This window comes from Candidatus Thiodiazotropha endoloripes (assembly GCF_001708965.1).
Taxonomy (GTDB): domain Bacteria; phylum Pseudomonadota; class Gammaproteobacteria; order Chromatiales; family Chromatiaceae; genus Thiodiazotropha; species Thiodiazotropha endoloripes.
The window spans coordinates 1-22,016 of sequence record NZ_LVJW01000009.1; the positions used below are offsets into that span (position 1 = coordinate 1).

The window sequence follows — 22,016 nt, forward strand, 5'->3', positions numbered from 1 at the left end:
TAATTTCCGACGAACGCCGAACCTTGGGGCAGTTTCAGAATTATTGAACTAGATAATCCTCTCAAACAACAACTTGACAAACATCAGCAGTAGGTACTGAGCGCGGGCTGTGCTTGCGTGTAAGAAATCAACCTAAAAGTGTCACGTCAAACTTCAGAATTTGACAATTTTACTCGTATCCTCACTTTATTTCACCGTTCATTCTAGATATATGGCTCATCTATAACGAACCTTTTTCATCAAAAGCAAATTATTTATGAATGGGTGTCTTTGCATTGTTCATCAAAAGCAAATTATTTATGAATGGGTGTCTTTGCATTCTTTGCATTGTTGTGCAGGTGTCTTTGCATTGTTTAGGGCCATCACCATGCTGTCAGCAAGCGGCTGAAAAACTGTAACCTGCAGTGTAGCTTTTATGCTGCTTATATTATTTGTCATCAGGCGGGGAGACGACTATTCAAAGGTGTAGTGCTTTTCCACATCCTTAAGGATCTCCCAGGTGCACTTCATGCCGGCCGGGAAGGTCACCAGGTCGCCGCAGCCGAACTCCTGGGGTTCACCCCCCCTCCGGGGTGACAATCACTTTGCCGCGCAGGAAGTAGCAGATCTCGGTCTGGTCGTAGCTCCAGTCGAATTTCGACACCTCCTTGCTCCAGATCGGCCAGTCGTAGACCCCCTGGATCTCCAGCTTCATGGAGGATGGGCGGTGTTCGCAGAGTATCTTCAAATCGGTCATGGTGTCCGTTCGCAATGGTAATTGTGTGGAGGCGGAAATCAGACCGGTGAGTTGAACCTGAAAGAGGGTAAGAGGTTAACTCCGAATACCGGTGCGAACGGATAGCCGATGAGGTCGTTATTTATATGTCTAATGCTAGGGCCTATTGGATTAGTGTTAACAGGCCCTAGCATTGTGCCCTTGTTCTAACTGGTCTTCTCAACAGCCTCTGTCGCTGAATCTGGACAGTTCTTCTGAATCAGATTTAGAAACTGCTGGGTACAGGCCTCCCAGGAGTACTGCTCGGCAAACTCCCGGCAGCTCTTTCTGTCGACTTCCAGGGCTTTAGTCGCCGCAGTTTTGAGATCTTCGTCCATCCAGCCGTTGATGCCGTTTTTAATCACATCCAAAGGACCTTCCACCGGGTAGGTGGCCACTGGCACACCACAGGCCATGGCCTCCAGCATTACCAGACCGAAGGTATCGGTGCGGCTTGGGAAGACCATTACATCCGCCGCTGCCAGCAGGTTGGCCAGATCGCCATTTTTACGATAGCCGAGGAAGTGGGTATCCGGGTACTTTTGCTTGAGACTGGCCATTGCCGGTCCATCACCGATCACAACCTTTGAGCCTGGGATATCCAGATCGAGAAAGTCCTGGATATTCTTTTCCACCGCAACCCGGCCGAGGTAGAGGGAGATGGGACCTTCAAGATCCAGCGCCTTCTCCTCCCTGGGTACGAAGTGGTCGATATCCACACCCCGGGTCCAGTACTCCAGATTTTTGAAACCGTGCTCTTCCAGGGTGGCCTTCATCGAGCTGGTGGCAACCATGGTGAGGGTCGCTTTACCGTGAAACGTTCTGACGAAGGCGTAGGAAAGGGCGAGAGGGATAGGTGCCCGCAATCGTACATATTCTGGAAAACGGGTGTGGTAGGTGGTGGTGTAGGGAAAGTCGTGGCGCAGACAGTAGCGACGGCCTGCCCAGCCGATCGGCCCTTCGGTTGAGAGATGGATTGCATCGGGTTTGAAGTCGTTCAACAGCTTTTTGATTTTGCCGTAGGGAAACAGGGAGAGCGGAATATCCGGATAGGTCGGCATCGGTAGTGTCCGAAACAGCTCCGGATTGATGCAGAGGATCTCATGACCCCACTGCTCCAGAATGGTAATGGTTTTGTTCAGCGTACGTACGACGCCGTTAACTTGTGGGTACCACGCGTCCGTCAGTATCGCTATCCGCATATTCACCTTCTTTCTTATCGATAAGTTGCATTGATTCGTCGACCCAGTGGATCAGTTTCAGTGAGCCGTCTGCCTCTTCCGCCAGAGCGGTACAGCTCTCCACCCAATCACCGCAGTTGGCGTAGGTCAGGCCATCCAGATCACTGATCACCGCATGGTGGATGTGTCCACAGATCACCCCGTCCAAGTCCCGTTCACGGGCGGCTTGGATGACTGCTTGTTCAAAGTTGCCGATATACTTCACCGCCTCTTTGACCTGGCGCTTGAGATAGGCAGAGAGGGACCAGTAACCGAATCCCAGTCGCCGTCTGGCAACGTTGAACCAGCGGTTCAGCCAGAGCAGCAGGTCGTAGGCATCGCTACCCAGGTGGGCCAGCCATTTGTTGTTCATTACCACGCCGTCGAACTCATCCCCGTGGAGAACCAGGAACTGGCGATCATCCTCGGTCTTATGGATGATCTCCTTATGGATCTCGATACCGGAGAAGTGGAAGTTGAGATAGTCGCGCAGCAATTCATCATGGTTGCCCGGTACATAGATCACCCGGGTGCCCTGTTTGGCTTTGCTGATCACCAGATTGATGATCTCGTTGTTGATCGAAGGCCAGAACCAACCGGAGCGCATCTTCCAGAAATCGAGAATGTCGCCAACCAGATAGAGGTTTTCGCTTTCGGTGTGTTTGAGGAAATCGAGCAGATACTCGGTGCGGGCGGCTCTCAGGCCAAGATGGGTATCGGACAGAAACAGGCTTTTATATTTCAGTGACGCCATCGGAGTTCTCGCATAGGTTTTTTGAACACCAGTTTGTACACCAGTTCATGGCCATGCCCGGCAAGGCCTGAGGCGGTGACGTGAAATCTTTGTCTATTCGGGACTGATAAGGAAATTGAGGGGGAGAGAGGCTTTGCTCTCCGGGGTGACCCGGAAAAAACGCTGGCTGGTATTGCTCCACGTTTAATCGGTATGACCAAACATTACTCCTCGCGCCGAAAAGGGCGTTTTTTCAGTCAGTACAGGGGGGATCAGATTGCTGCTCACGAGCCCTGTTTCACTGGGTGCGAACCTTAGTGGTTCTGCGTTGCAGTTTTATGAGAGGATCATGATTTGTTTATGACAGGGTCGATTTTTTATGTCTAAGCTGGTAGAAGGAGCCGCATTATGGTGATGCAAGGCGAAAATAATGTTGGGCTCCGGCGATTGATCAATGCGATGCGCTGGTCAATGAAGGGATTTCGTTCTACCTATAAGAACGAGGAGGCCTTCCGTCAGGAGGTGCTGCTACTGATCATCCTCGCTCCTTTGGGGCTTTGGCTGGGTGACAATGGTGTCGAAAAGGCACTGCTTGTCGGGCCGTTGCTGATCGTACTGATCGTGGAGCTGCTGAACAGTGCTATCGAAAGTGTGGTGGATCGAATCAGTACCGAGAACCATAAGCTCTCCGGGCGTGCCAAGGACCAGGGTTCAGCCGCTGTGCTGGTATCGCTGATGCTGGTGGGCCTGTGCTGGATTATGGTGCTGTTTTTCTAAGCTTACTCGAACAGATCGTGGGAGAGATGCGTTAAACTTTACTATGAGACAGGCAAGTGAATTGATAGGCCTGGACGCCAATATCCGAAATGCTGTGCGTGCAGTGATTGTGCGGGATAAGGCTATTTTGATGCAGAAAAAATGGCAGCAGGAGAGAGGCTTCTGGTACACCTTGCCTGGGGGTGGTCAAGAGGTGCAGGAGAGCTTGACCCAAGCCCTGCAGAGAGAGTGCGAAGAGGAGATCGGCACCAGCGTGGTGGTGGACGGCCTGTTGGCTGTCGCCGACTTCTACAAACAACGCAGAACCGAGCCTCCCTCGAGCCGTCATCTGATTGAGTTTCTGTTTGCCTGTTCCGTCCCGGATGACTATCGTCCTGGACCTGGAGCTCATCCTGATAAGCACCAGATCGAGGTTGTATGGCTGCCATTTGCCGAGTTTTCCCAGGTCGAGCTTTTTCCGAAAAGTCTTGAGTATGATCTGCAGCCGGTGTTGCAAGGCGAAAAGCCCCTCTATTTGGGAGTGATTGACTGAGATGTCCCTAGCTAAGGCGATCAATGACAATCTACAGTTCCTGCTTGCTGAAACAGCCTCGCATCTGACCGTGTTGCGGGACTATCTCGCGACAACCACCAACACACCACCTTCCCGACTGCTCGATCGCAAAGGTTATGTGGAGAATCTGCGTTTGAGCATTCACAACCACTGCCTGTCGGAGCATGCTGCTGCAGACAACCAGAGTGGAAATAAGCAGCTGCTGAGAGCCGTTGAAGATGTAGCCACCCATCTGGAACGGATCACCGAACTGAGCCGGGAGGCGATGCTGCAGTCCCTGCAGGTGGAGCAGAAACGTCTGTTGAAGCGGGGGAAATATCTTCCCATGCTGGAGCGGGTGCTGAAGGCTCTGGAGATGATTGAGCCGGCGCTGTCGGACAAGGACACACGTCGGGCACTGAAAATTGGCCGGGTGGAACAGCGTCTCGATCAGGCCTATCAAAAACAGTTGTTGAGTTATTCGAAATATCTGAAGAAAGATAAGCATCCGGCGGATCATATCTCCCTGATCATGCTGGGCCGTAACATCCAGCAGATGGGTAACGCCCTGTTACGTATCAGCGAAGCGATCATCTCGGCCGCCATGGGACAGCACTTCAATACTGATCGTTACCACACATTGAATGCCTCCCTGACGGAACTGGAGTCGGTGAATGAGATGGAGGGTCTGCATGTGCAGACCATCGCCCAGACCAAATCCGGCAGTGCGATCAATGCGGTGGCCAGTGCCGGTGAACCAGGCTATCACGGGGTCTTCAAGGATGGAGGCAAGCGTAAACTCAAGGAGGAGAAGCAGCGGGTTGACGACTGGCACGAGATATTTCCCGGTCTGGCACCGAAAATTCTGGCCTATAAAAAACGTGGTGATTCAGCAGCGATGCTGATCGAACATCTGGCTGGACAGACCTTCGAACAGATTCTGCTGAGTGGCTCGGATAAGCTGTTTCAGGAGTGCTTCACCCATCTCACCGAGACCTTGAAACAGGTCTGGGATGAGACCCGAACGGCCAAACCGGTCTCAGCCAACTACATGGATCAACTCGCTAAACGGATGGATGATGTGTATGCCATACATCCGGAATTCAGGCAGAACAATATGCTCATCGGTAGCCAGAAGTTGCCCTCATTCGGCAAACTGCTGACACAGGTTCAACAGCTTGAAGCTGATATCCAGGCACCGTTCTCAGTCTATATCCACGGGGATTTCAATGTGGATAACATCATCTACGATCAACAGCAGCAGCGGATCAATTTTATCGATCTGCATCGATCACGTTATATGGATTATCTACAGGACATCACTGTCTTCATGGTTTCGAACTACCGCCTGCAGGTGTTCGATCCCAGGGTGCGACAGCGTATTGCCATCATCAGCCATGGCATCTACCGCTTTGCCCGTGGCTATTCGAAAAAGGTCAAGGATGAGAACTTCGAGCTCAGGCTGGCACTGGGCCTGATACGCTCTTTTGTCAGTTCCACCCGGTTTATTCTTGATAAATCCCTCTCCAGAGCGATGTTCTACCGGGCGCGTTATCTGATGGAGCAATTGCTGATGGCAAACGCTAAATCCAAACGACATTTCAAGGTACCCATCGAGGAGATATTCATTGGTTAAGCCGAAAATCGGGGTTGTCGGTATACCCGGTAAATGGTCTACGGAAGTATTGGCTGATGCGGTGGCTAAGGCTAGCGGCTACCGATTGGTCATCGACATGGCCGAAGTGACTGCGGAGCTGGACAGTGGCAGATTGCTCTATCGGGGTGAGGATCTGACCCAGCTGGATGCGCTGCTGGTAAAAAAGATCAGTGCACAGTACAGCCCCCATACCCTCGACAGGCTGGAGATGTTGCGACAACTGGAACTGGCCGGGGTGCGGGTATTCAGTCAGGTTGAGCGGATCATCCGCCTGATCGATCGGCTCAGCTGTACCATGTCCCTCTACAATGCCCGGATTCCCATGCCTGAGACCCGTATCACTGAGGATCCCGAGGCGGCCGCCAAGGCGGTCGAGGCGTTTCAGGCGGCAGTGTTCAAACCTCTCTATTCCACCAAGGCGAGGGGCATGACCCTGATCGAGCATCAGAGTGGCCCTGAGCAGGTGGCCAATGAGATTGCCGAATTTCGCAAGCAGAATCCGGTGATGTATATCCAGAAGAAACGGGAACTGCCGGGCAAGGATCTGGGGATGGTGTTTCTGGCGGGTGAATATCTGGGCGCCTACGCCCGGGTGGGAAAGCAAGGTGTGTGGAATACCACCATTCTGAGTGGTGGGCACTATGAAGGCTATCAGGCCAGTGATGAGCTGATCGAACTGGCCAGTCGGGCACAGGCGGTTTTCGGACTCGATTTCACTACGGTGGATGTAGCTGAGACGGATCAGGGGCCAGTGGTCTTCGAGGTTTCCGCATTCGGAGGCTTTCGCGGCGCCCACGAGGGGATGGGCATCGATGTGCCTTCCCGATATGTTGCCCATGTGATGGAGGCGTTATCAGCGTGACTCAACCAGCAGATGATCACCGGCAGATGGAGAGCAAAACCGCTGCTGCCCTGTTGATTCAGGAGCAGGCCCTGTGTGAGGCCCCTCTCTATCTGAATCTGGGAGAGTTAACGGTCACCATCAAATCGAACAGTCGGCAACTGCAGAACTGTCTGGCTGACTATTTTTCCCACCTGCCGCAACAGCCAGCCGATGATACGCTGGAGATTGTGGCCATTGAGAGTGATCTATTGGAGACCGGTATCCAGTTTACCGATTGGAAACGGGAAGCGGGAAAAACTGGCCGCAAGGATGCCTATCTGGAACTTTCGGATGGTCGTCTGATTTTGAAGGTTCGTACCGGCATGTTGTTTCTGCAGAGCAGGGATCACTGTGTGGCTGCCGGACCCTGTCTGACCTATGACAATCAATTGGTCAATTTCATCAACTCCCAGATCATGAACTGGCTGCAGAACCGGCACTGGCTGATCTGTCACGCTGCCGCTCTGATGCTGGCCGATAATGCCGTCGCGGTCGCCGGCTTTTCCGGTGGTGGCAAGTCGACATTGATGCTGCATCTGATGGAGCATCCGGAGAGCCGCTTCCTGACCAATGATCGACTTTTTCTGCGTGGATCGGATGAGGTTGTCGAAGCAGTCGGCATCCCCAAGCTGCCCCGGATCAATCCCGGTACGGTGGTCAACAACCCACGCCTCCAGGCACTCATCGATGAGCCTCGCCGCAGTGAGCTGTTGGCGATGCCGAAACAGGTGCTGTGGGAGCTGGAAGAGAAATTCGATGTGGATGTCGAACAGTTCTACGGAAAGGGTCGGATCGATACCTCGACAGCGGTGCCTTTGGCCGGGCTGATTATCCTCAACTGGCATCGGGATTCTGACCAGCCGGTTAGCATCAGCCAGGTTTCAATCAGCCGAAGAGAGGAGCTGTTGAAGGCGGTAATGAAGTCTCCCGGGCCATTCTACCAGGATCGATCAGGTCGCTTTCTTCAGGATGAATCGCCGTTAGCCACTGAGCCCTATCTGGCATTATTGGATAGAATCCCTGTCTATGAGGTGTGTGGTGGACTGGATTTTACAGCCTTGACCGAGCTCTGTTTTGCCAAATGGGGTGGCAGGCCCTAGTCGGTGCATTGTGTTGAATAGGATGGACAGGTCAGATTTTACGGTGGTGTTTAAGGCATCATTTTCAAGTAGTTGTAGCGAAGAGATAACAGGCCCTAAGAGGTAGAGAGACGATGGCACGTGAATTGTTGTTACTCAGGCACGGAAAGTCTGACTGGAGTGAACAGGTAGAGGACTTTAAGCGTCCGCTCAAGGATCGTGGCAAACGGGGTGCGCAGCGCATCGGAGTCTGGTTGCTGCAACATCAGCTTCAGCCCGATTATGTGGTCAGTTCTCCTGCCGAGCGGGCCATCATCACAGCTCAGAAGGCAGTCAAGGTGATGGGGCAGGATGCCGAGAAGATCATCCAGGATCGGCGCATCTATGCGGCGAGGGTTGAAGACCTGCTGCAGGTGCTTGCAGAGGCGCCCAAGAGCGCCAAGCGGGTGCTGATGGTTGGACATAATCCCGGTCTCGAAGCCCTGACCGAGTATCTGGAGGGTAAACGGATCCCCTTACCCAAGGATGGCAAACTGATCCCCACTGCAACACTGGCCAGAATCAGTATGCCCAACGACTGGAAAAAACTGCGTGCGGGGGATGGTAAGTTGGATTCCATCACCCGTGCCAGCAATCTGGATAAGAAATTCCCTTTTCCGGACCACACCAGTATGGAGATGCGAGATCGTCCCGCCTACTACTATAATCAATCTTCTGTGATTCCCTATCGGATCAAGGATGGCAAGCCGGAGATTCTGCTGGTCCGATCCAGTAAACAGAAACACTGGGTGGTACCGAAAGGGATCAGTGAGCCCTGGCTGACCCTGCAGGCATCCGCGGCAAAAGAGGCACTTGAAGAGGCCGGTGTCGAAGGTGAAGTGGGAAGTGAAAGCCTCGGCAGTTACAAGTATGACAAATGGGGCGCCGAGTGTTCAGTTCAGGTCTATCCCATGCAGGCCAATAAACTGATACCGGAAGATGAGTGGGAAGAGCGTCATCGGGGACGGGAGTGGCTCTCGCCGGAGAAGGCGATTGAGCGTATCAAGCAGGCAGAACTTAAACCGATGATCAAGAAACTGGCAAAAATGATTGAAAAGAAGAAATCCAAAAAGTGAAGAAGCGCATACCGTTCCGTTTTACGCCATCCGGATTGATATCCGATGCCTAGCGTCATTGCGGCTCTATTGAGGCATGGAGATTATCATCAGCTGAAGGATACCCCCAGTGCCTGGCAACCCTTTCCTCTGACTGAACAGGGTCGCCAACAGGCGAGACGCTCTGTCACGCTGTTGAACGGGGCGCTACAGATGTTTGACTGGGATCTCTGTCCGGTGATCGACAGTTCAAATCTGTTACGTGGCTGGCAAACCGCAGAAGTGATCCGCGAGGGTTTCAGTGACAAAACTTCATCACCCTTGTCGATAGAGGGCTTTGATGAGCTGGCCGAACGCAGCATGGGATCTGCTGCAAATCTGACCCGGCAGACCATCGAATCCATACTGCAGGATGATCCTCGTTTTGAAGCGCCACCGGCCGACTGGAAGTCGAACAGCCACTATCAACTCCCATTGCAGGGTGCTGAATCACTGATGCAGGCAGGTGTCAGAGTGGCCCGTCATCTGGATCATAGGCTTGCCGAGTTACAGCAGCAGGTTGATACCGATACAGTCAAACTTTTTGTCGGTCATGGTGCAGCATTTCGCCATGCCGCTCACCATCTGGGGATATTGGAATTCGATCAGATTGCGGCTCTGAGCATGTATCACTGTCGCCCCGTTTTTCTTGAGCGCCGCTATGCAGGATCCTGGCGTCATCTAACCGGGGAGTGGAAGGTCCGCTCACGAGGAGAGGCATTTGTCGATTAGCGCTGATAACAAAACCGATAAGTATCATCATAAACGACTCCCCAAATACCGGGGACTGAAGTGGATCAAGCCCGATCTGCCCACATCCAGTGAGCTCTGGCCACTTGGCAAGCATCGTTCCATCGTCAAGGAGCGAGGGCAACGTAATACCACTGAGTATCTGCTGACCGAAGTGCTGGATAAGGAGAAGTGGCAATGGCCAAGACGGGAGCTGTTCTTCTTTTCAGATCTGCACGCGGATGCGGATGCCTTCATCTCCTCACTGGTTGCTTCAGGCGGAGTAAGGAAAACCGGCGATCAGGATAGTGATCTCAAGTTGACCCGTCGTGGCAGAGAGGCCAGCTTTGTGATCGGCGGGGATTGTTTTGACAAGGGGCCAAGCAATCTGCGGCTGTTACGGGTCATCCGTCAGTTAAAGAAGCTGGGAGCAAAGATCACCCTCCTGGCCGGCAATCACGATATCCGAATCAAACTGGGTATCTCTTCGGTCGGCATGGAGCCTGACCCGAGACATGATCATTTTTTCATTCGTATGGGAAGCAAGGCGATCCCGATGTTGCGTGAAATCGCTGATCAGTATCTGCAGGACAAATCGGCATTGAAGGGGATTCCTTCAACCCGTGACTGTCGACGTCTGCTCTACCCGCCAAAACGCTGGTTCAAAGAGTTTCCAAAGATGGCGAGCTGGGTCATGCCGGACAATCGCATGGCCAGAGAACTGAAGCGACTGAGAGAGAAGATCGATTCATTCGAATTGGATTGCGAGAAGGCCGGCCTGTCGTTGCGCCAGGTCTATGCGGCGGTACTCAAATGGCAAAGCCTGTTCCTCAAAGCCGACGGTGAGTTCAGCTGGTTCTTCAAAGAGATGAAGCTGGCGGTTCATCATGGCTCTTTCCTGTTTGTTCACGCCGGCATCGACGACCGGATGGCAAAGCTGATCAATCGCAAGGGTGTCAAATATCTCAACAAACAGTTCAAGGAGGATGTGGATGATGAGATCTTTGAATTCTACTACGGTCCATTGGCTAATCTGATCAGGACCAAGTATCGGGATGTGGACATGCCACTGACCCGTAAAGGGGTCAGGCTGATGAATGAAGTGGGTATCTATGCGATCGTGCATGGACATGCCAATCGTTACCACGGTCAGCGAATCATGTTACGCAAAGGCATGCTCAACTTTGAGTGCGACACAACCATCGATCGGCACTCACGCAAAAAAGAGGGTTTGAAAGGGGAGGGTGCGGCGGTGACCATATTCCATCCCGATCGACTGGTGTTGGGGATCAGCACCGACTATCCCCAGATCAAGGTGTTCGATCCAAAATCAATCATCGTCAAGAGAAAAAGCTCATGAGGCAAGGCAAAAAGAATTTTCGACATGAATCCCTGCAGGATTGTGCCTCCATAGAGCGCCTGTTGAAATCGATCACCCAGGGTATCGGCAAAGGCAGTCTGGTGCTCAGTGATGATGAGGATGAGATGGAGCTGAAGCCCGATGGCTTACTGCAGCTTAAAGTGACCGCCTCGCAGGATTCGGAAAAGCATCGTCTGAATCTGAGAATCACCTGGACCGCGGCCGACAGTGAAGGCATCAAACAGAAAAAACTCAAGGTCAAATCAGATTGACTGAGTGGTATCTTCATGCCTGGTTTAAACTGCGAATGGACGCCACTGTGATTGAGTAAAAAACGTCAGGGTATATGGCGGCTTGCTATGGATGATTATATGTTAGCGGTGATTGGCGTTCATTTGCGGCACCATAGATAACAACCTCTTTCAGACTTGATGATTATGATCGATTCAACTGAACAGATTCATGGAATTTGCCTGGAGCTTGCAGCGTTGTTGCGAGCCCGGGGTGAGCGCCTGGTGGTTGCCGAATCCTGTACCGGTGGTTGGGTGGCCAAGGTATTGACCGACCTGCCCGGAAGCAGTGACTGGTTCGATCGGGGTTATGTCAGTTACAGCAATCAGGCCAAGCAGTCCATGTTGGGGGTCAACGCTGAAACCCTGGCCCGGTATGGTGCGGTCAGTCTGCAGACGGTGGGGGAGATGACCCGGGGTGCATTGGAGCAGAGTGGTGCGGATCTGGCTTTGGCGGTCAGTGGCATTGCAGGTCCCGGCGGAGGCAGTCAGGATAAACCGGTAGGTACGGTCTGTTTCAGTTGGCAGATGGCGAGCCGCGACCCCCGGCTTGAACAGTGCTGCTTTGTAGGGGATCGGGAACAGGTCAGGCTGCAAACCGTGGATCATGCACTGCACCAACTGATCAGGTTGATTGAAAATGCCTGATCAGCGCCTGTTTTTCGCCCTCTGGCCAGGGGCGGATGTGAGAGAGGCGCTACTGCAACAGCTGTCGGTTGGTCCAGCGGTGAAAGGACGCCGACACCACCCGGACGATCTGCATATGACTCTGGTGTTTCTGGGACAGCTCAGGGGACGGAAACCGGCCTGTATCGAACAGGCAGCCGAGTCACTCGCCGGACAGAGCTTCGAACTGATCCTCGATCACACAGGCTATTGGCCCAAGCCGAAGATTGTCTGGTTGGCACCTCAATCGACACCCGAGCCGTTGATCCACCTGGTCGATGGTTTGAAGCAACGACTCACAGAATGCGGATTCGAACCGGAGCAACGGCTCTATAAACCCCATGTGACCCTCTTCCGCAAGGCGCAGCGCATCTCACCCTGGCAGTTGATGCAACCCATCCAGTGGCCGGTTAAAGAGTTCGTACTGGCATCATCGAACAATCCCCAACCGAATCAGAGCCGTTATAAAATTCTGCAACGCTGGTCGTTGAAATAGGCTGTTTTGGTCGTATGGGCTGTTTGATTTAATATCTGCAAATGAAAGCAAATAAATGCTACTGGGTTTTTACAAATTCTAGAATCGTTTGGGATTGAGGTTTACCCGGGAAACAGGTGACAAGCGGTATATCAGGCAAAAATAATATTTGCGTTTATCAGCATTCATCTGCGGACTCAGTGGTCTTTAAATCGATCAGCAAAATGTCTACATGAGCCGGCACTCATTCGCGACTGACATGCTCCAGTATATACTCCACAAATGCCCGGTCGGCCCGGGAGAGGTATCCCTCTTTTTTCCAGGCGAGGGAGAGGTCGAGATGGACAGGTTCGCTAAAAGGTACGGCCACCAGATCCTGTTGTGAATCCTGTTCCACAACCATCCGCAGAAAGGTGGTGATACCGAATCCCTGGCGGACGATCGCTTTTGTCAGGGGAATCAGGTTGGTCTCGAAAGCGATGGTTGGCGCCTCTCCACGCTGTTGACTGAAACGATCGATGAATTCCCGCAGAAAATAGCCCGGCTTGAAGACCACCAGCTCCTGACTGAAAAACTCATCCATGGTGATCGAGGTTTTGTTGGCAAAAGGGTGCTCTTTTGGAACACAGGCAACCATCTCTTCACGGGTCAGAAAGCGGGTCTCGAGATCGGCAGGCGGGGCATCTGCCACCACCACACCCAGGTCGAGTTCGCCGCTGCGGATCATCTCCTGCAGGCGTCGGGTGCCCTGTTCGAACACGGAAAGCCGCAATTCCGGATAACGGTGTTTGAAACCCATCAGAAAGGGTGGGAAGTAGTAGGAGCCCAGCATGCTCGGGATACCGATCCGCACCTCACCCTTGGTCAGTCCTTTGAGTTCGTTCATCTCCAGATTGGCTATACTGGCCTGTTCCAGCAGTCGATTTGCATGTTGCAGCAAGACTTCACCTTCGGTGGTGGCTGTAATCTTGCGCTCACTGCGTTGCAACAGTGTCAGCTCCAATTCACTCTCCAGTTTGCGGATCGCAATGCTGATAGCAGGCTGGGCAATATGCAGATGGCGAGCAGCGGCACTGAAACCACCTTGCTCGACCACCGCCTTGAAATAACTCAGCTGTTTCAGGTTCATATTCAAATAGTATCAAAAATATATAAATAATATATTTTCATTATAGATGGGGGCTGGCTAATCTCAATACAGAGACAACCACATAATCAGTGAGATGATTCAGACCCACAGCAAAGACTTCTGGCGTGCCACCCTGGCCCTCTGCATCGGCTCGGTGATGGTGTTCAGCAATCTCTATATCACACAACCGTTGCTGCCCCAGTTGACAGAGGTGTTTGATATCGACTCCCTGCAGGCGACGCTGAGTCTTTCGGTTGCCACACTCTCCCTGGGTGGGGCACTGTTACTTTTTGGTCCCCTGTCGGATGCCTTCGGTCGTCGGGTGATTATCCACACCACGCTGGTGTTACTGTGCCTGACAACTCTAGCCACGGCGTTTGTCACCGACTATCACACGCTGCTGATACTGCGTGGTCTGCAGGGGGTCTTTATCGCTGGACTGCCCGCGGCCGCAATGGCCTATATGGGGGAGGAGTTTGAGCCCCAGGGATTGCTGCTGGCGGTGGGACTCTACATCGGTGCCAACTCACTGGGAGGTGTCTCCGGACGCCTGATCAGCGGTTTGGCGGCGGCTGAGTGGGGCTGGTCCAGCAGCTTCCTTGTACTGGCGGGATTTGACCTGCTGTGTGTGGCTTTGGTGATTTGGCTGCTGCCGGCCTCCAGTCGATTCCAGCCCAAGCCGTTTACGCCATCCCCGGTGATTCACGGATTGGCCACTCATCTGCGCAATCCGTTGATTCTGGCGGCCTGTTTTGTTGGTGGTCTCAATTTCATGATTTTTGTGAATCAGTACAGCTACATTACCTTCGTACTGGCAGCGGAACCGTTCCGACTCTCATCCTCCTGGCTGGGTATGCTGTTTCTGACCTACCTTTCCGGTACCCTGGCGGCAGCAGTTTCGGGACGGCTGGTGAGAAACCGCTCCCAACCCATCGCCATGGGGGTGGGGATCGTGCTCTTCATGTGCGGTTCCCTGATGACCCTCAACCAGCAGCTGTTCTGGATCGTTTCCGGTCTGTTCATCAATGCTCTTGGCTTTTTCTTTACCCACTCCCTGGCTGCAGGCTGGGTGGCCGGTCATGCCAAGCGGTCCCGGGGCAGCGCCATATCACTCTACCTGATGTTCTACTATGCCGGGGCTACCCTGGGTGGCTTCTACCTCGAACCCTTCTGGCGCTGGCTGGCGTGGTCCGGTGTGGTAGCCGCATCCCTGTTGATCCTGATCGTTACTCTGGGGTTGTCTCTATGGCTGGTCAGGTTTGAGAAGGCGCAAGCTACCGTATGGGAATCGGAGCCGACTCAGCAGACGGATTCGGTTGCTTAAGGTGCCGGTTTTGCGCTAACCTTAGGTACTCAAAATGTTCTATTGTGAATAGTGGGAAGTCACTGATTATTGATTCTGTTGGGAAACCAACACCTTAGGTTGAACATAGCAAAATAATTTTAAGTATCGGTTTTTCAGGCTCATGACATGAGCTTGTGGCCATGTGATAATCCCGCCCAATTAACTCCACGATCAAAGTTTACTGATGAGGGTCCACCGAATGGATGATAACCGTGCAAAGGCTTTAAGTGCCGCTCTGGGTCAAATTGAGAAGCAGTTCGGCAAAGGTTCTGTGATGCGTATGGGCGATACCAGTGCCGTGAGAAACATTGAAGCCATCTCCACCGGCTCGCTCACACTGGATATCGCCTTGGGCATCGGCGGTCTGCCGAAGGGCCGGGTGGTCGAAATCTACGGTCCTGAATCCTCCGGTAAGACAACCCTCACTCTGCAGGTGGTGGCCGAGGCGCAAAAGATGGGTGGCACCGCGGCGTTTATCGACGCGGAGCATGCCCTGGATCCCCAATATGCCGAAAAGCTGGGGGTCAATGTGGACGAACTGCTGGTCTCTCAACCGGATACCGGCGAGCAGGCCCTGGAGATCACCGACATGCTGGTGCGCTCCGGTGCGGTGGACGTGGTGGTCATCGACTCGGTGGCGGCGCTCACGCCCAAAGCGGAGATCGAAGGGGACATGGGGGACTCCCATGTGGGACTGCAGGCCCGTCTGATGTCCCAGGCATTGCGTAAACTGACTGCCAATATCAAGCGCACCAACTGCCTGGTGATCTTCATCAACCAGATCCGCATGAAGATCGGCGTGATGTTCGGCAATCCGGAGACCACCACCGGTGGTAACGCCCTTAAGTTCTACTCATCCGTTCGCCTCGACATCCGTCGCATCGGCGCCATCAAAAAGGGTGACGAGGTGGTGGGTAACGACACCCGGGTCAAAGTGGTTAAGAACAAGGTGGCACCGCCGTTCAAGCAGGTGCAGTTTGAGATTCTCTATGGCGAGGGCATCTCCCATCAGGGTGAGATCATCGAGCTGGGTGTACAACAGGGTATCGTCGATAAATCCGGCGCCTGGTACAGCTATAACGGTGATCGTATCGGCCAGGGCAAGGAGAACGTACGCAACTTTCTCAAAGAGAATCCCGATATCGCCGATGAGATCGAAACCCGGATCCGGGCTGAGCTGCTACCTTCACCCGAGACGGAAGAGACCTTGGCAGAGGCGGAAAGCTGAACCAGCCCGATTATTCGGAAATCGAAGCCGCTGCGGTCAGGTTACTGGCCGCACGGGAACACTCACAGCAAGAGCTGCGACGTAAGCTGCTGAGTCGGCACTACGATGAGGCGCTGATCGAGCAGGTTCTGGATGATCTGACAACTGCATCCCTGCTCAGTGATGGCCGCTTCGCCGAATCGTTCGTCGAGAGCCGGGTGAGAAAAGGTCAGGGGCCGCTGCGCATCGCTCTGGAGCTGCGTGAGCGGGGCATCAGTCAGTTTATGATTGACGAAGTGCTGGTGCCCTATGAGGATCAGTGGCAACAGCTGCTGGGAGAGGTCCACGATGCCAAATATGGTGCCATCCGGGCGGAGTCGAACAAGGAGCTGGCGAAACGGGCCCGCTTCCTGGAATCCCGCGGTTTTCCCAGTGAAATGATTCGTCGTCTGTTGCTGGATTGAGCTGTGAATCATTTCCCTTAGGATTTTGTCAGCCAATCCACATAGCTACATCCTGTCACTCTTAATCCTATTTGAATTCAATCACGATGGTGTTAGCGGATTCATTCGAGTCCTTATCTTCGACCAATTGCGATTTGAGGCATCGAACCCATTCCACAGCAGAGACTGAAGGCCGGAAGAAGCACAATTCACCAGAGTCTCGAACCCTGATGAGAGAGTAGCTCCCCGCTCCCCCTGCGGGAGAGGGGCCGGGGGAGAGGGGGAGTATTTATCAGTACAATCATCACTATTAAAAATCCGCAATGCAGGGATTGATGGGGGAGTGCAGTCAACACTTCAACGACCCTAAAGCCTGGCTTCACCCTCTCACCAACCCCTCTCCCATCAACATAGAGGGGCTTACAAGCCTGATTCCTGGGGAGAGGGTAAATGGCGGCTTCCAACGTGAACAGTTACACGAGAAATTTTAGTGCAACAAAACGGGCTTTTTTTCTCCGTTCCTGCTATCTTTTGTCGTTTGTTTTTTATCAGTAATTTTACGCCGAAATCATGAAGACCAGCGCTGACATCCGTAGAGCCTTCCTGGACTATTTTGCCCAACATCAGCATGAGATTGTGGCCAGTAGCCCACTGGTTCCGCAAAACGATCCAACCCTGCTATTTACCAATGCCGGCATGGTGCAGTTCAAGGATGTTTTTCTCGGTCGGGAGAAACGGGACTACACCAGGGCGACCAGTTCGCAGCGCTGTGTCAGGGCAGGCGGAAAGCATAATGATCTGGAGAACGTGGGCTACACTGCCCGTCACCACACCTTCTTCGAAATGCTCGGCAATTTCAGTTTTGGCGACTATTTCAAACAGGATGCGATCAAGTATGCCTGGGAGTTTCTTACCGAAACCATTGGTCTGCCGGCAGAAAAGCTCTGGATTACCGTCTATCAGGATGACCAAGAGGCCGCCGAAATCTGGCTCAATGAGATTGGCGTCGACCCGGCCCGTTTTACCCGCATCGGGGACAAACCCGGTGGAAAACCTTATGAGAGCGATAATTTCTGGTCGATGGGGGATACCGGACCCTGCGGGCCCTGTTCAGAGATTTTCTACGATCACGGTGAAGCGATCTGGGGTGGCCCCCCCGGAACCCCTGAAGAGGAGGGGGATCGCTATATCGAAATCTGGAATCTGGTCTTCATGCAGTACAACCGGGATGCGGATGGCGTCATGACCCCGCTGCCCAAGCCCTCTGTGGATACCGGTATGGGTTTGGAGCGGCTTGCCGCCGTATTGCAGCATGTACACAGCAACTATGAGATCGATCTGTTTGCCCATCTGATTGAAGCGGCAGCAAAAGCCACCGGTTGCGACAACCTCCAGGAGAAGTCCCTGCGGGTCATTGCGGACCATATCCGCTCCTGCGCCTTTCTGATCGTTGACGGGGTATTGCCCTCCAACGAGGGGCGTGGCTATGTGCTGCGCCGAATCATCCGCCGTGCCATTCGCCATGGTTACATGCTGGGTGTGAAGGAGGCCTTCTTCTATCAGCTGGTGGAGCCCCTCTGTCGGGAGATGGGCGAGTTCTATCCCGAACTGGTGAAACAGCAATCCCAGGTGGAAAAAGTCCTGCGTCTGGAAGAGGAGCGCTTTGCCCAGACCCTGGAGCAGGGCATGAAGATCCTCGAAGAGACGATCAACGGTCTTCAGGGCACAGTGATTCCCGGCGAGACCGTGTTCAAACTCTACGACACCTATGGCTTCCCCAAGGATCTGACAGCGGATATCGCCCGTGAACATGAGCTGAGTATCGATCAGGACGGCTTTGAAACGGCGATGGACGAGCAGCGCAAGCGGGCTCAGGCCGCCAGTCAGTTCGCTGCCGGGGATGCGGTCGATATCACACTGGATGAAGCCACCAGATTCACCGGTTACGAAGGGCTCGAAGAGGCGGCTGAAGTTGTTGCACTGTTGAAGGATGGTGCGTCGGTCGATCAGTTGTCAGCTGGCGAGCAGGGCATGGTGTTTCTCAATCATACCCCGTTCTATGCGGAATCCGGTGGCCAGGTAGGTGATCTGGGTGTGTTGGAGGGGAATGGCCTGCTGTTCGAGGTTGAGGATACCCGCAAGCAGGCCGGTGAGCTGTTTGCCCATATCGGCAAGCTTGAAGAGGGGGAGTTGAAGGTTGGTGACAGGGTGACAGCCCAGGTCAACGCTTATACCCGTCAGGCCACCGCACTCAACCACTCCGCCACCCATCTATTGCATGCCGCCTTACGTCAGGTGCTTGGCGATCATGTGGCACAGAAAGGCTCTCTGGTCGATGCCGAGCGGTTGCGTTTCGACTTTTCCCACTTCGAACCGATCAGCCGGGAGCAGCTGCAGACCATCGAGCAGATGGTGAATGAGCAGATTCGCTATAACCATCTGGTCAACACCGACATCATGTCTCTGGATGAGGCGAAAAACTCCGGCGCCATGGCGCTGTTCGGTGAGAAATATGACGAACATGTTCGGGTTCTGAGCATGGGGGATTTCTCCACTGAATTGTGTGGTGGAACCCACGTCAATGCGGTTGGGGATATCGGTCTGTGTAAGATTACAGCTGAAACCGGTATCGCTGCCGGAGTCAGGCGAATCGAGGCGGTCACCGGTCAGCGTGCGATCGAATGGATGGAAGCGGATGAGGAGCGGGTGCAGCGGGTAGCCGAGATGATCAAGTCAGGACGTGACGAGATCGAAGACAAGCTGACGCAGATTCTGGATCGCAACCGTAAGCTTGAAAAAGAGCTGGAGCAGCTGAAGGCCAAACTGGCCAGTGCGGCTGGCAGCGATCTGGCCTCATCTGCCGTTGCCGTGGGTGAGATCAAGGTACTGGCTGCCAATCTGGATGGTGCCGATCCCAAATCCCTGCGTGAGACCATGGATCAGCTGAAGAACAAACTCGGTTCGGCGGTGATTCTGTTAACCGCCGTGTCGGGTGGCAAGGTCTCACTGGTGGCCGGCGTCACCAAGGATCTCACCGGCAGCATGAAAGCGGGAGATCTGGTCAAACTGGCTGCTGAACAGGTGGGCGGTAAGGGTGGTGGTCGTCCCGATATGGCACAGGCGGGTGGCAGCAATCCCGATGCCATACCTCAGGCACTGGAGCTGGTCGAGCCCTGGGTCAGAGAGAAACTCGGTTGAGCATCCATTAACACTCCATAAGCCTGCGGATTCAAGACTCTTTCAGAGCGATTGGTCAGGGCCGACACAGGCCCCGGGGGAGTTGCAATACACGGTGTGTTTCAACTCCTCTGCCAATGGTGTTAAATGAACAACTTTTTATTGACACAATTATTATAGGACTTTGAACAGACATGGCACTCATAGTGCAAAAATATGGCGGTACCTCCGTCGGCAGCGTTGAGAGAATCTCAGCCGTCGCCGAAAAGGTCAAAGCATATCGCGACAGGGGAGACCAGGTGGTTGTGGTCGTCTCGGCGATGTCGGGTGAGACCAACCGATTGATCGGACTGGCCAGTGAGATCGACGATAGACCCTCTCCCCGGGAGATGGACGTACTGGTCTCAACCGGTGAGCAGGTGACCATCGCGCTGCTCTCCATGGCACTGCAGAAGATCGATTGTGATGCCCGCTCCTACACTGGCGGACAGGTACACATACTGACCGACAGCGCCCACAGCAAGGCGCGTATCCGGGATATCGACGCCGCCCGGGTGAAATCGGACCTGGATAAGGGGCGTGTGGTCGTTGTGGCCGGTTTCCAGGGAGTGGATGAGCACGGCAGCATCACCACCCTGGGACGTGGCGGATCCGACACCACAGCAGTTGCCATGGCGGCGGCGCTGAAAGCGGACGAGTGTCAGATCTATACCGATGTGGATGGTGTCTATACCACCGATCCCAGGGTTGTCCCCAATGCCAGACGGCTCGAGCGCATCACCTTCGAGGAGATGCTGGAGATGGCCAGTCTCGGTTCAAAAGTACTTCAGATTCGGGCGGTTGAGTTCGCCGGAAAATACAATGTTCCCCTACGTGTCCTGTCCAGCTTTGAAGAGGGCGAAGGCACACTGATCACCTTTGAGGAAGAGAGCATGGAACAGGCAATGATTTCAGGTATCGCGTTCAATCGCGATGAGGCCAAACTGACGATCCTGGGCGTTCCGGATCAACCCGGGGTGGCGCACAAGATCATCGGTCCGATTTCGAGTCAGAACATCGAAGTCGATATGATCATTCAGAACATCTCCCACGACACCGGGCGCACCGACTTCACTTTTACCGTCAACCGGGTCGATTTCAAACGGGCCAAAGAGATTCTGGAACAGACAGCGAATGAGATGGGTGCACGGGAAGTGCTGGCAGACGATCGCATTGTGAAAATTTCCCTGGTCGGTGTGGGGATGCGCTCACATGCCGGAATTGCCAGCAAAATGTTCGAAGCTCTGGCAAAAGACGGTATCAACATTCGTATGATATCGACTTCTGAAATAAAAATATCCGTGGTGGTTGATGAAAAGTACCTCGAACTGGGTGTGCGTGCACTGCACGACGCATTCGAGCTGGAAAAAGAAGTATGATCCTAAAATTGCTTGAAACTTGCCGAAAACTGGGGGTTTTCTAATCATTTCAGTACTTTTTTCCCTTTTTAACGCCTCTTGCTATTGCTAAAATAGTCTTACCAGTCCCGTATCTGCGGCGGCTTGGTTGGCAATGGTATAAGTCTGTGGGAATTTCTACAGGAGAATACCAATAAATTAAGGAAACACATGGAGACTGGAAATGTTAATACTGACTCGCCGAGTTGGCGAAACTTTAATGATTGGAGATGAAGTCACCGTTACCGTTCTAGGGGTAAAGGGTAATCAAGTTCGAATCGGTGTGAATGCGCCACGAGATGTAACAGTGCATCGGGAAGAGATTTACGAGCGCATCAAAAGAGAACAAAGTGAAGAATCCTCATAGTTAGAGGTTCCGAACAAAAAAATCCCGGGGTTAACTGCCTCGCAAACAACTTTGCCACGGAAGGCAAAGTTTTTTTTGTTTATGTGGAAATAAATCTGTACAATCTCGACTCCTTTTGGGGACCTGAGCGGTGCTCTGAACAGAGAATCGCCAGCTGGCCGGAGAATAGGCGAATCACCCAAGAGATGAAATCCGGAGAGATGGCCGAGCGGCTGAAGGCGCTCCCCTGCTAAGGGAGTATGGGGTTAATAGCTCCATCGAGGGTTCGAATCCCTCTCTCTCCGCCATAAAAAAAAGGGTGCTCGGATGAGCACCCTTTTTTTTATGGCGGAGAGAGAGGATTTGATTCGAACCCTTCGTTCGAAAGGAACGAAGTGACGCCGACGCCGCAGCGCAGCGTAGGCGCCCCGAAGGGGTGAGCGCAGCGAATCACCAGGAGCGAAGCGACGCAGGACGCTGCAGTGAAACGTAGGCGCCCCGAAAGGGGTGAGCCGAAGGCGAATCAATCCCGACCTCCAGCCCACACCCAAGCCAGGGAGACCCTCAAACCCTTTTTTTTATGGCGGAGAGAGAGGATTTGATTCGAACCCTTCGTTCGAAAGGAACGAAGTGACGCCGACGCCG

The 22,016-nt window shown here is 53.4% G+C and carries 20 protein-coding genes, 1 tRNA gene and 2 pseudogenes; 19 read left to right on the forward strand and 4 right to left on the reverse strand.

Annotated elements, in window-relative coordinates:
* Positions 1–453: 453 nt before the first annotated feature.
* From A3193_RS19825 to A3193_RS19835, 3 genes and pseudogenes are all read right to left on the reverse strand, one after another.
* A pseudogene (locus tag A3193_RS19825) lies at positions 454–736 on the reverse strand (cupin domain-containing protein).
* Positions 737–921: 185 nt separating this feature from the next.
* Positions 922–1,956: a glycosyltransferase family 4 protein gene (locus A3193_RS19830; RefSeq protein ID WP_069006816.1), complete on the reverse strand. Its 1,035-nt coding sequence runs from the start codon at positions 1,954–1,956 to the stop codon at positions 922–924.
* The gene (locus A3193_RS19835) at positions 1,913–2,728 is read right to left on the reverse strand and encodes a UDP-2,3-diacylglucosamine diphosphatase (protein ID WP_069006815.1); all 816 of its coding nucleotides are present in this window, start codon (positions 2,726–2,728) and stop codon (positions 1,913–1,915) included. The genes A3193_RS19830 and A3193_RS19835 overlap by 44 nt, the downstream gene beginning before the upstream one ends.
* Before the next feature lie 393 nt (positions 2,729–3,121).
* On the opposite strand from A3193_RS19835, the gene A3193_RS19840 reads away from it, so the two are divergent.
* The 11 genes from A3193_RS19840 (at position 3,122) to thpR (ending at position 12,309) form a co-directional block, all read left to right on the forward strand.
* Positions 3,122–3,484 carry a diacylglycerol kinase gene (locus A3193_RS19840; RefSeq protein WP_069006829.1) on the forward strand — a complete coding sequence of 121 codons (363 nt, stop codon included), beginning with the start codon at positions 3,122–3,124 and terminating at the stop codon, positions 3,482–3,484.
* Positions 3,485–3,527: 43 nt separating this feature from the next.
* A complete protein-coding gene (locus tag A3193_RS19845; protein WP_069006814.1) occupies positions 3,528–4,016 on the forward strand; it encodes an NUDIX domain-containing protein in 489 nt (162 codons plus the stop codon).
* Between the two features lies 1 nt (position 4,017).
* A complete protein-coding gene (locus tag A3193_RS19850) occupies positions 4,018–5,652 on the forward strand; it encodes a phosphotransferase (RefSeq protein WP_069006813.1) in 1,635 nt (544 codons plus the stop codon).
* Positions 5,645–6,535, forward strand: a complete 891-nt coding sequence (locus A3193_RS19855; protein ID WP_069015684.1) for a GAK system ATP-grasp enzyme — start codon at positions 5,645–5,647, stop codon at positions 6,533–6,535. The genes A3193_RS19850 and A3193_RS19855 overlap by 8 nt, the downstream gene beginning before the upstream one ends.
* Positions 6,532–7,656: an HprK-related kinase B gene (locus A3193_RS19860; protein ID WP_083218903.1), complete on the forward strand. Its 1,125-nt coding sequence runs from the start codon at positions 6,532–6,534 to the stop codon at positions 7,654–7,656. Before A3193_RS19855 ends, A3193_RS19860 begins: the two co-directional genes overlap by 4 nt.
* A 113-nt stretch (positions 7,657–7,769) precedes the next feature.
* Positions 7,770–8,750 carry a histidine phosphatase family protein gene (locus A3193_RS21035; RefSeq protein WP_069015686.1) on the forward strand — a complete coding sequence of 327 codons (981 nt, stop codon included), beginning with the start codon at positions 7,770–7,772 and terminating at the stop codon, positions 8,748–8,750.
* A 45-nt stretch (positions 8,751–8,795) separates the two neighbouring features.
* Entirely contained in the window at positions 8,796–9,500 is a 705-nt protein-coding gene (locus A3193_RS19870) for a histidine phosphatase family protein (RefSeq protein WP_069006810.1), read from the forward strand.
* A complete protein-coding gene (locus tag A3193_RS19875) occupies positions 9,490–10,857 on the forward strand; it encodes a metallophosphoesterase (RefSeq protein WP_083218507.1) in 1,368 nt (455 codons plus the stop codon). The genes A3193_RS19870 and A3193_RS19875 overlap by 11 nt, the downstream gene beginning before the upstream one ends.
* A complete protein-coding gene (locus A3193_RS19880) occupies positions 10,854–11,129 on the forward strand; it encodes an amphi-Trp domain-containing protein (RefSeq protein WP_069006809.1) in 276 nt (91 codons plus the stop codon). Before A3193_RS19875 ends, A3193_RS19880 begins: the two co-directional genes overlap by 4 nt.
* 165 nt (positions 11,130–11,294) lie before the next feature.
* Positions 11,295–11,795 carry a CinA family protein gene (locus A3193_RS19885; RefSeq protein ID WP_305782066.1) on the forward strand — a complete coding sequence of 167 codons (501 nt, stop codon included), beginning with the start codon at positions 11,295–11,297 and terminating at the stop codon, positions 11,793–11,795.
* The gene (gene thpR, locus A3193_RS19890) at positions 11,788–12,309 is read left to right on the forward strand and encodes an RNA 2',3'-cyclic phosphodiesterase (RefSeq protein WP_069015688.1); all 522 of its coding nucleotides are present in this window, start codon (positions 11,788–11,790) and stop codon (positions 12,307–12,309) included. The genes A3193_RS19885 and thpR overlap by 8 nt, the downstream gene beginning before the upstream one ends.
* A 223-nt stretch (positions 12,310–12,532) precedes the next feature.
* Here thpR and A3193_RS19895 read toward each other — a convergent pair whose 3' ends face one another.
* Complete coding sequence (locus A3193_RS19895) at positions 12,533–13,417, reverse strand: LysR substrate-binding domain-containing protein (RefSeq protein WP_069015690.1); 885 nt, start codon at positions 13,415–13,417, stop codon at positions 12,533–12,535.
* A 94-nt stretch (positions 13,418–13,511) separates the two neighbouring features.
* Between A3193_RS19895 and A3193_RS19900 the strand changes: the two genes are divergently transcribed.
* The 8 genes and pseudogenes from A3193_RS19900 to A3193_RS19925 all read left to right on the forward strand — a co-directional run bounded on the left by A3193_RS19900 (position 13,512) and on the right by A3193_RS19925 (position 21,679).
* Positions 13,512–14,741 (forward strand): MFS transporter, encoded by a 1,230-nt coding sequence (locus A3193_RS19900; RefSeq protein WP_069015692.1) that lies wholly within the window; start codon positions 13,512–13,514, stop codon positions 14,739–14,741.
* Between the two features lie 220 nt (positions 14,742–14,961).
* Positions 14,962–15,990, forward strand: a complete 1,029-nt coding sequence (gene recA, locus A3193_RS19905) for a recombinase RecA (RefSeq protein WP_069006804.1) — start codon at positions 14,962–14,964, stop codon at positions 15,988–15,990.
* 20 nt (positions 15,991–16,010) lie between these two features.
* Positions 16,011–16,118 (forward strand): annotated as a pseudogene (locus A3193_RS21145) (hypothetical protein); the annotation flags it as partial.
* A gap of 69 nt (positions 16,119–16,187) precedes the next feature.
* A complete protein-coding gene (locus A3193_RS19910; protein WP_414630418.1) occupies positions 16,188–16,433 on the forward strand; it encodes a regulatory protein RecX in 246 nt (81 codons plus the stop codon).
* 549 nt (positions 16,434–16,982) lie between these two features.
* The gene (gene alaS / locus A3193_RS19915) at positions 16,983–19,610 is read left to right on the forward strand and encodes an alanine--tRNA ligase (protein WP_069015694.1); all 2,628 of its coding nucleotides are present in this window, start codon (positions 16,983–16,985) and stop codon (positions 19,608–19,610) included.
* Between the two features lie 173 nt (positions 19,611–19,783).
* Positions 19,784–21,007, forward strand: coding sequence for an aspartate kinase (locus A3193_RS19920; RefSeq protein ID WP_069006801.1), 1,224 nt, complete (start codon positions 19,784–19,786; stop codon positions 21,005–21,007).
* A 202-nt stretch (positions 21,008–21,209) separates the two neighbouring features.
* A complete protein-coding gene (csrA, locus tag A3193_RS20230) occupies positions 21,210–21,392 on the forward strand; it encodes a carbon storage regulator CsrA (protein WP_069126133.1) in 183 nt (60 codons plus the stop codon).
* 194 nt (positions 21,393–21,586) lie between these two features.
* Positions 21,587–21,679 (forward strand) — tRNA-Ser (locus A3193_RS19925).
* Positions 21,680–22,016: the final 337 nt, after the last annotated feature.

What these genes read in the sequence shown, in the direction of transcription:
- A3193_RS19830 (WP_069006816.1), bottom strand. Translation starts at nt 1,956, where the DNA reads ATGCGGATAGCGATACTGACGGACGCGTGGTACCCACAAGTTAACGGC.
- A3193_RS19835 (WP_069006815.1), bottom strand. Translation starts at nt 2,728, where the DNA reads ATGGCGTCACTGAAATATAAAAGCCTGTTTCTGTCCGATACCCATCTT.
- A3193_RS19840 (WP_069006829.1), top strand. Translation starts at nt 3,122, where the DNA reads ATGCAAGGCGAAAATAATGTTGGGCTCCGGCGATTGATCAATGCGATG.
- A3193_RS19845 (WP_069006814.1), top strand. Translation starts at nt 3,528, where the DNA reads ATGAGACAGGCAAGTGAATTGATAGGCCTGGACGCCAATATCCGAAAT.
- A3193_RS19850 (WP_069006813.1), top strand. Translation starts at nt 4,018, where the DNA reads ATGTCCCTAGCTAAGGCGATCAATGACAATCTACAGTTCCTGCTTGCT.
- A3193_RS21035 (WP_069015686.1), top strand. Translation starts at nt 7,770, where the DNA reads ATGGCACGTGAATTGTTGTTACTCAGGCACGGAAAGTCTGACTGGAGT.
- A3193_RS19870 (WP_069006810.1), top strand. Translation starts at nt 8,796, where the DNA reads ATGCCTAGCGTCATTGCGGCTCTATTGAGGCATGGAGATTATCATCAG.
- A3193_RS19880 (WP_069006809.1), top strand. Translation starts at nt 10,854, where the DNA reads ATGAGGCAAGGCAAAAAGAATTTTCGACATGAATCCCTGCAGGATTGT.
- A3193_RS19885 (WP_305782066.1), top strand. Translation starts at nt 11,295, where the DNA reads ATGATCGATTCAACTGAACAGATTCATGGAATTTGCCTGGAGCTTGCA.
- thpR (WP_069015688.1), top strand. Translation starts at nt 11,788, where the DNA reads ATGCCTGATCAGCGCCTGTTTTTCGCCCTCTGGCCAGGGGCGGATGTG.
- A3193_RS19895 (WP_069015690.1), bottom strand. Translation starts at nt 13,417, where the DNA reads ATGAACCTGAAACAGCTGAGTTATTTCAAGGCGGTGGTCGAGCAAGGT.
- A3193_RS19900 (WP_069015692.1), top strand. Translation starts at nt 13,512, where the DNA reads ATGATTCAGACCCACAGCAAAGACTTCTGGCGTGCCACCCTGGCCCTC.
- recA (WP_069006804.1), top strand. Translation starts at nt 14,962, where the DNA reads ATGGATGATAACCGTGCAAAGGCTTTAAGTGCCGCTCTGGGTCAAATT.
- alaS (WP_069015694.1), top strand. Translation starts at nt 16,983, where the DNA reads ATGAAGACCAGCGCTGACATCCGTAGAGCCTTCCTGGACTATTTTGCC.
- A3193_RS19920 (WP_069006801.1), top strand. Translation starts at nt 19,784, where the DNA reads ATGGCACTCATAGTGCAAAAATATGGCGGTACCTCCGTCGGCAGCGTT.
- csrA (WP_069126133.1), top strand. Translation starts at nt 21,210, where the DNA reads ATGTTAATACTGACTCGCCGAGTTGGCGAAACTTTAATGATTGGAGAT.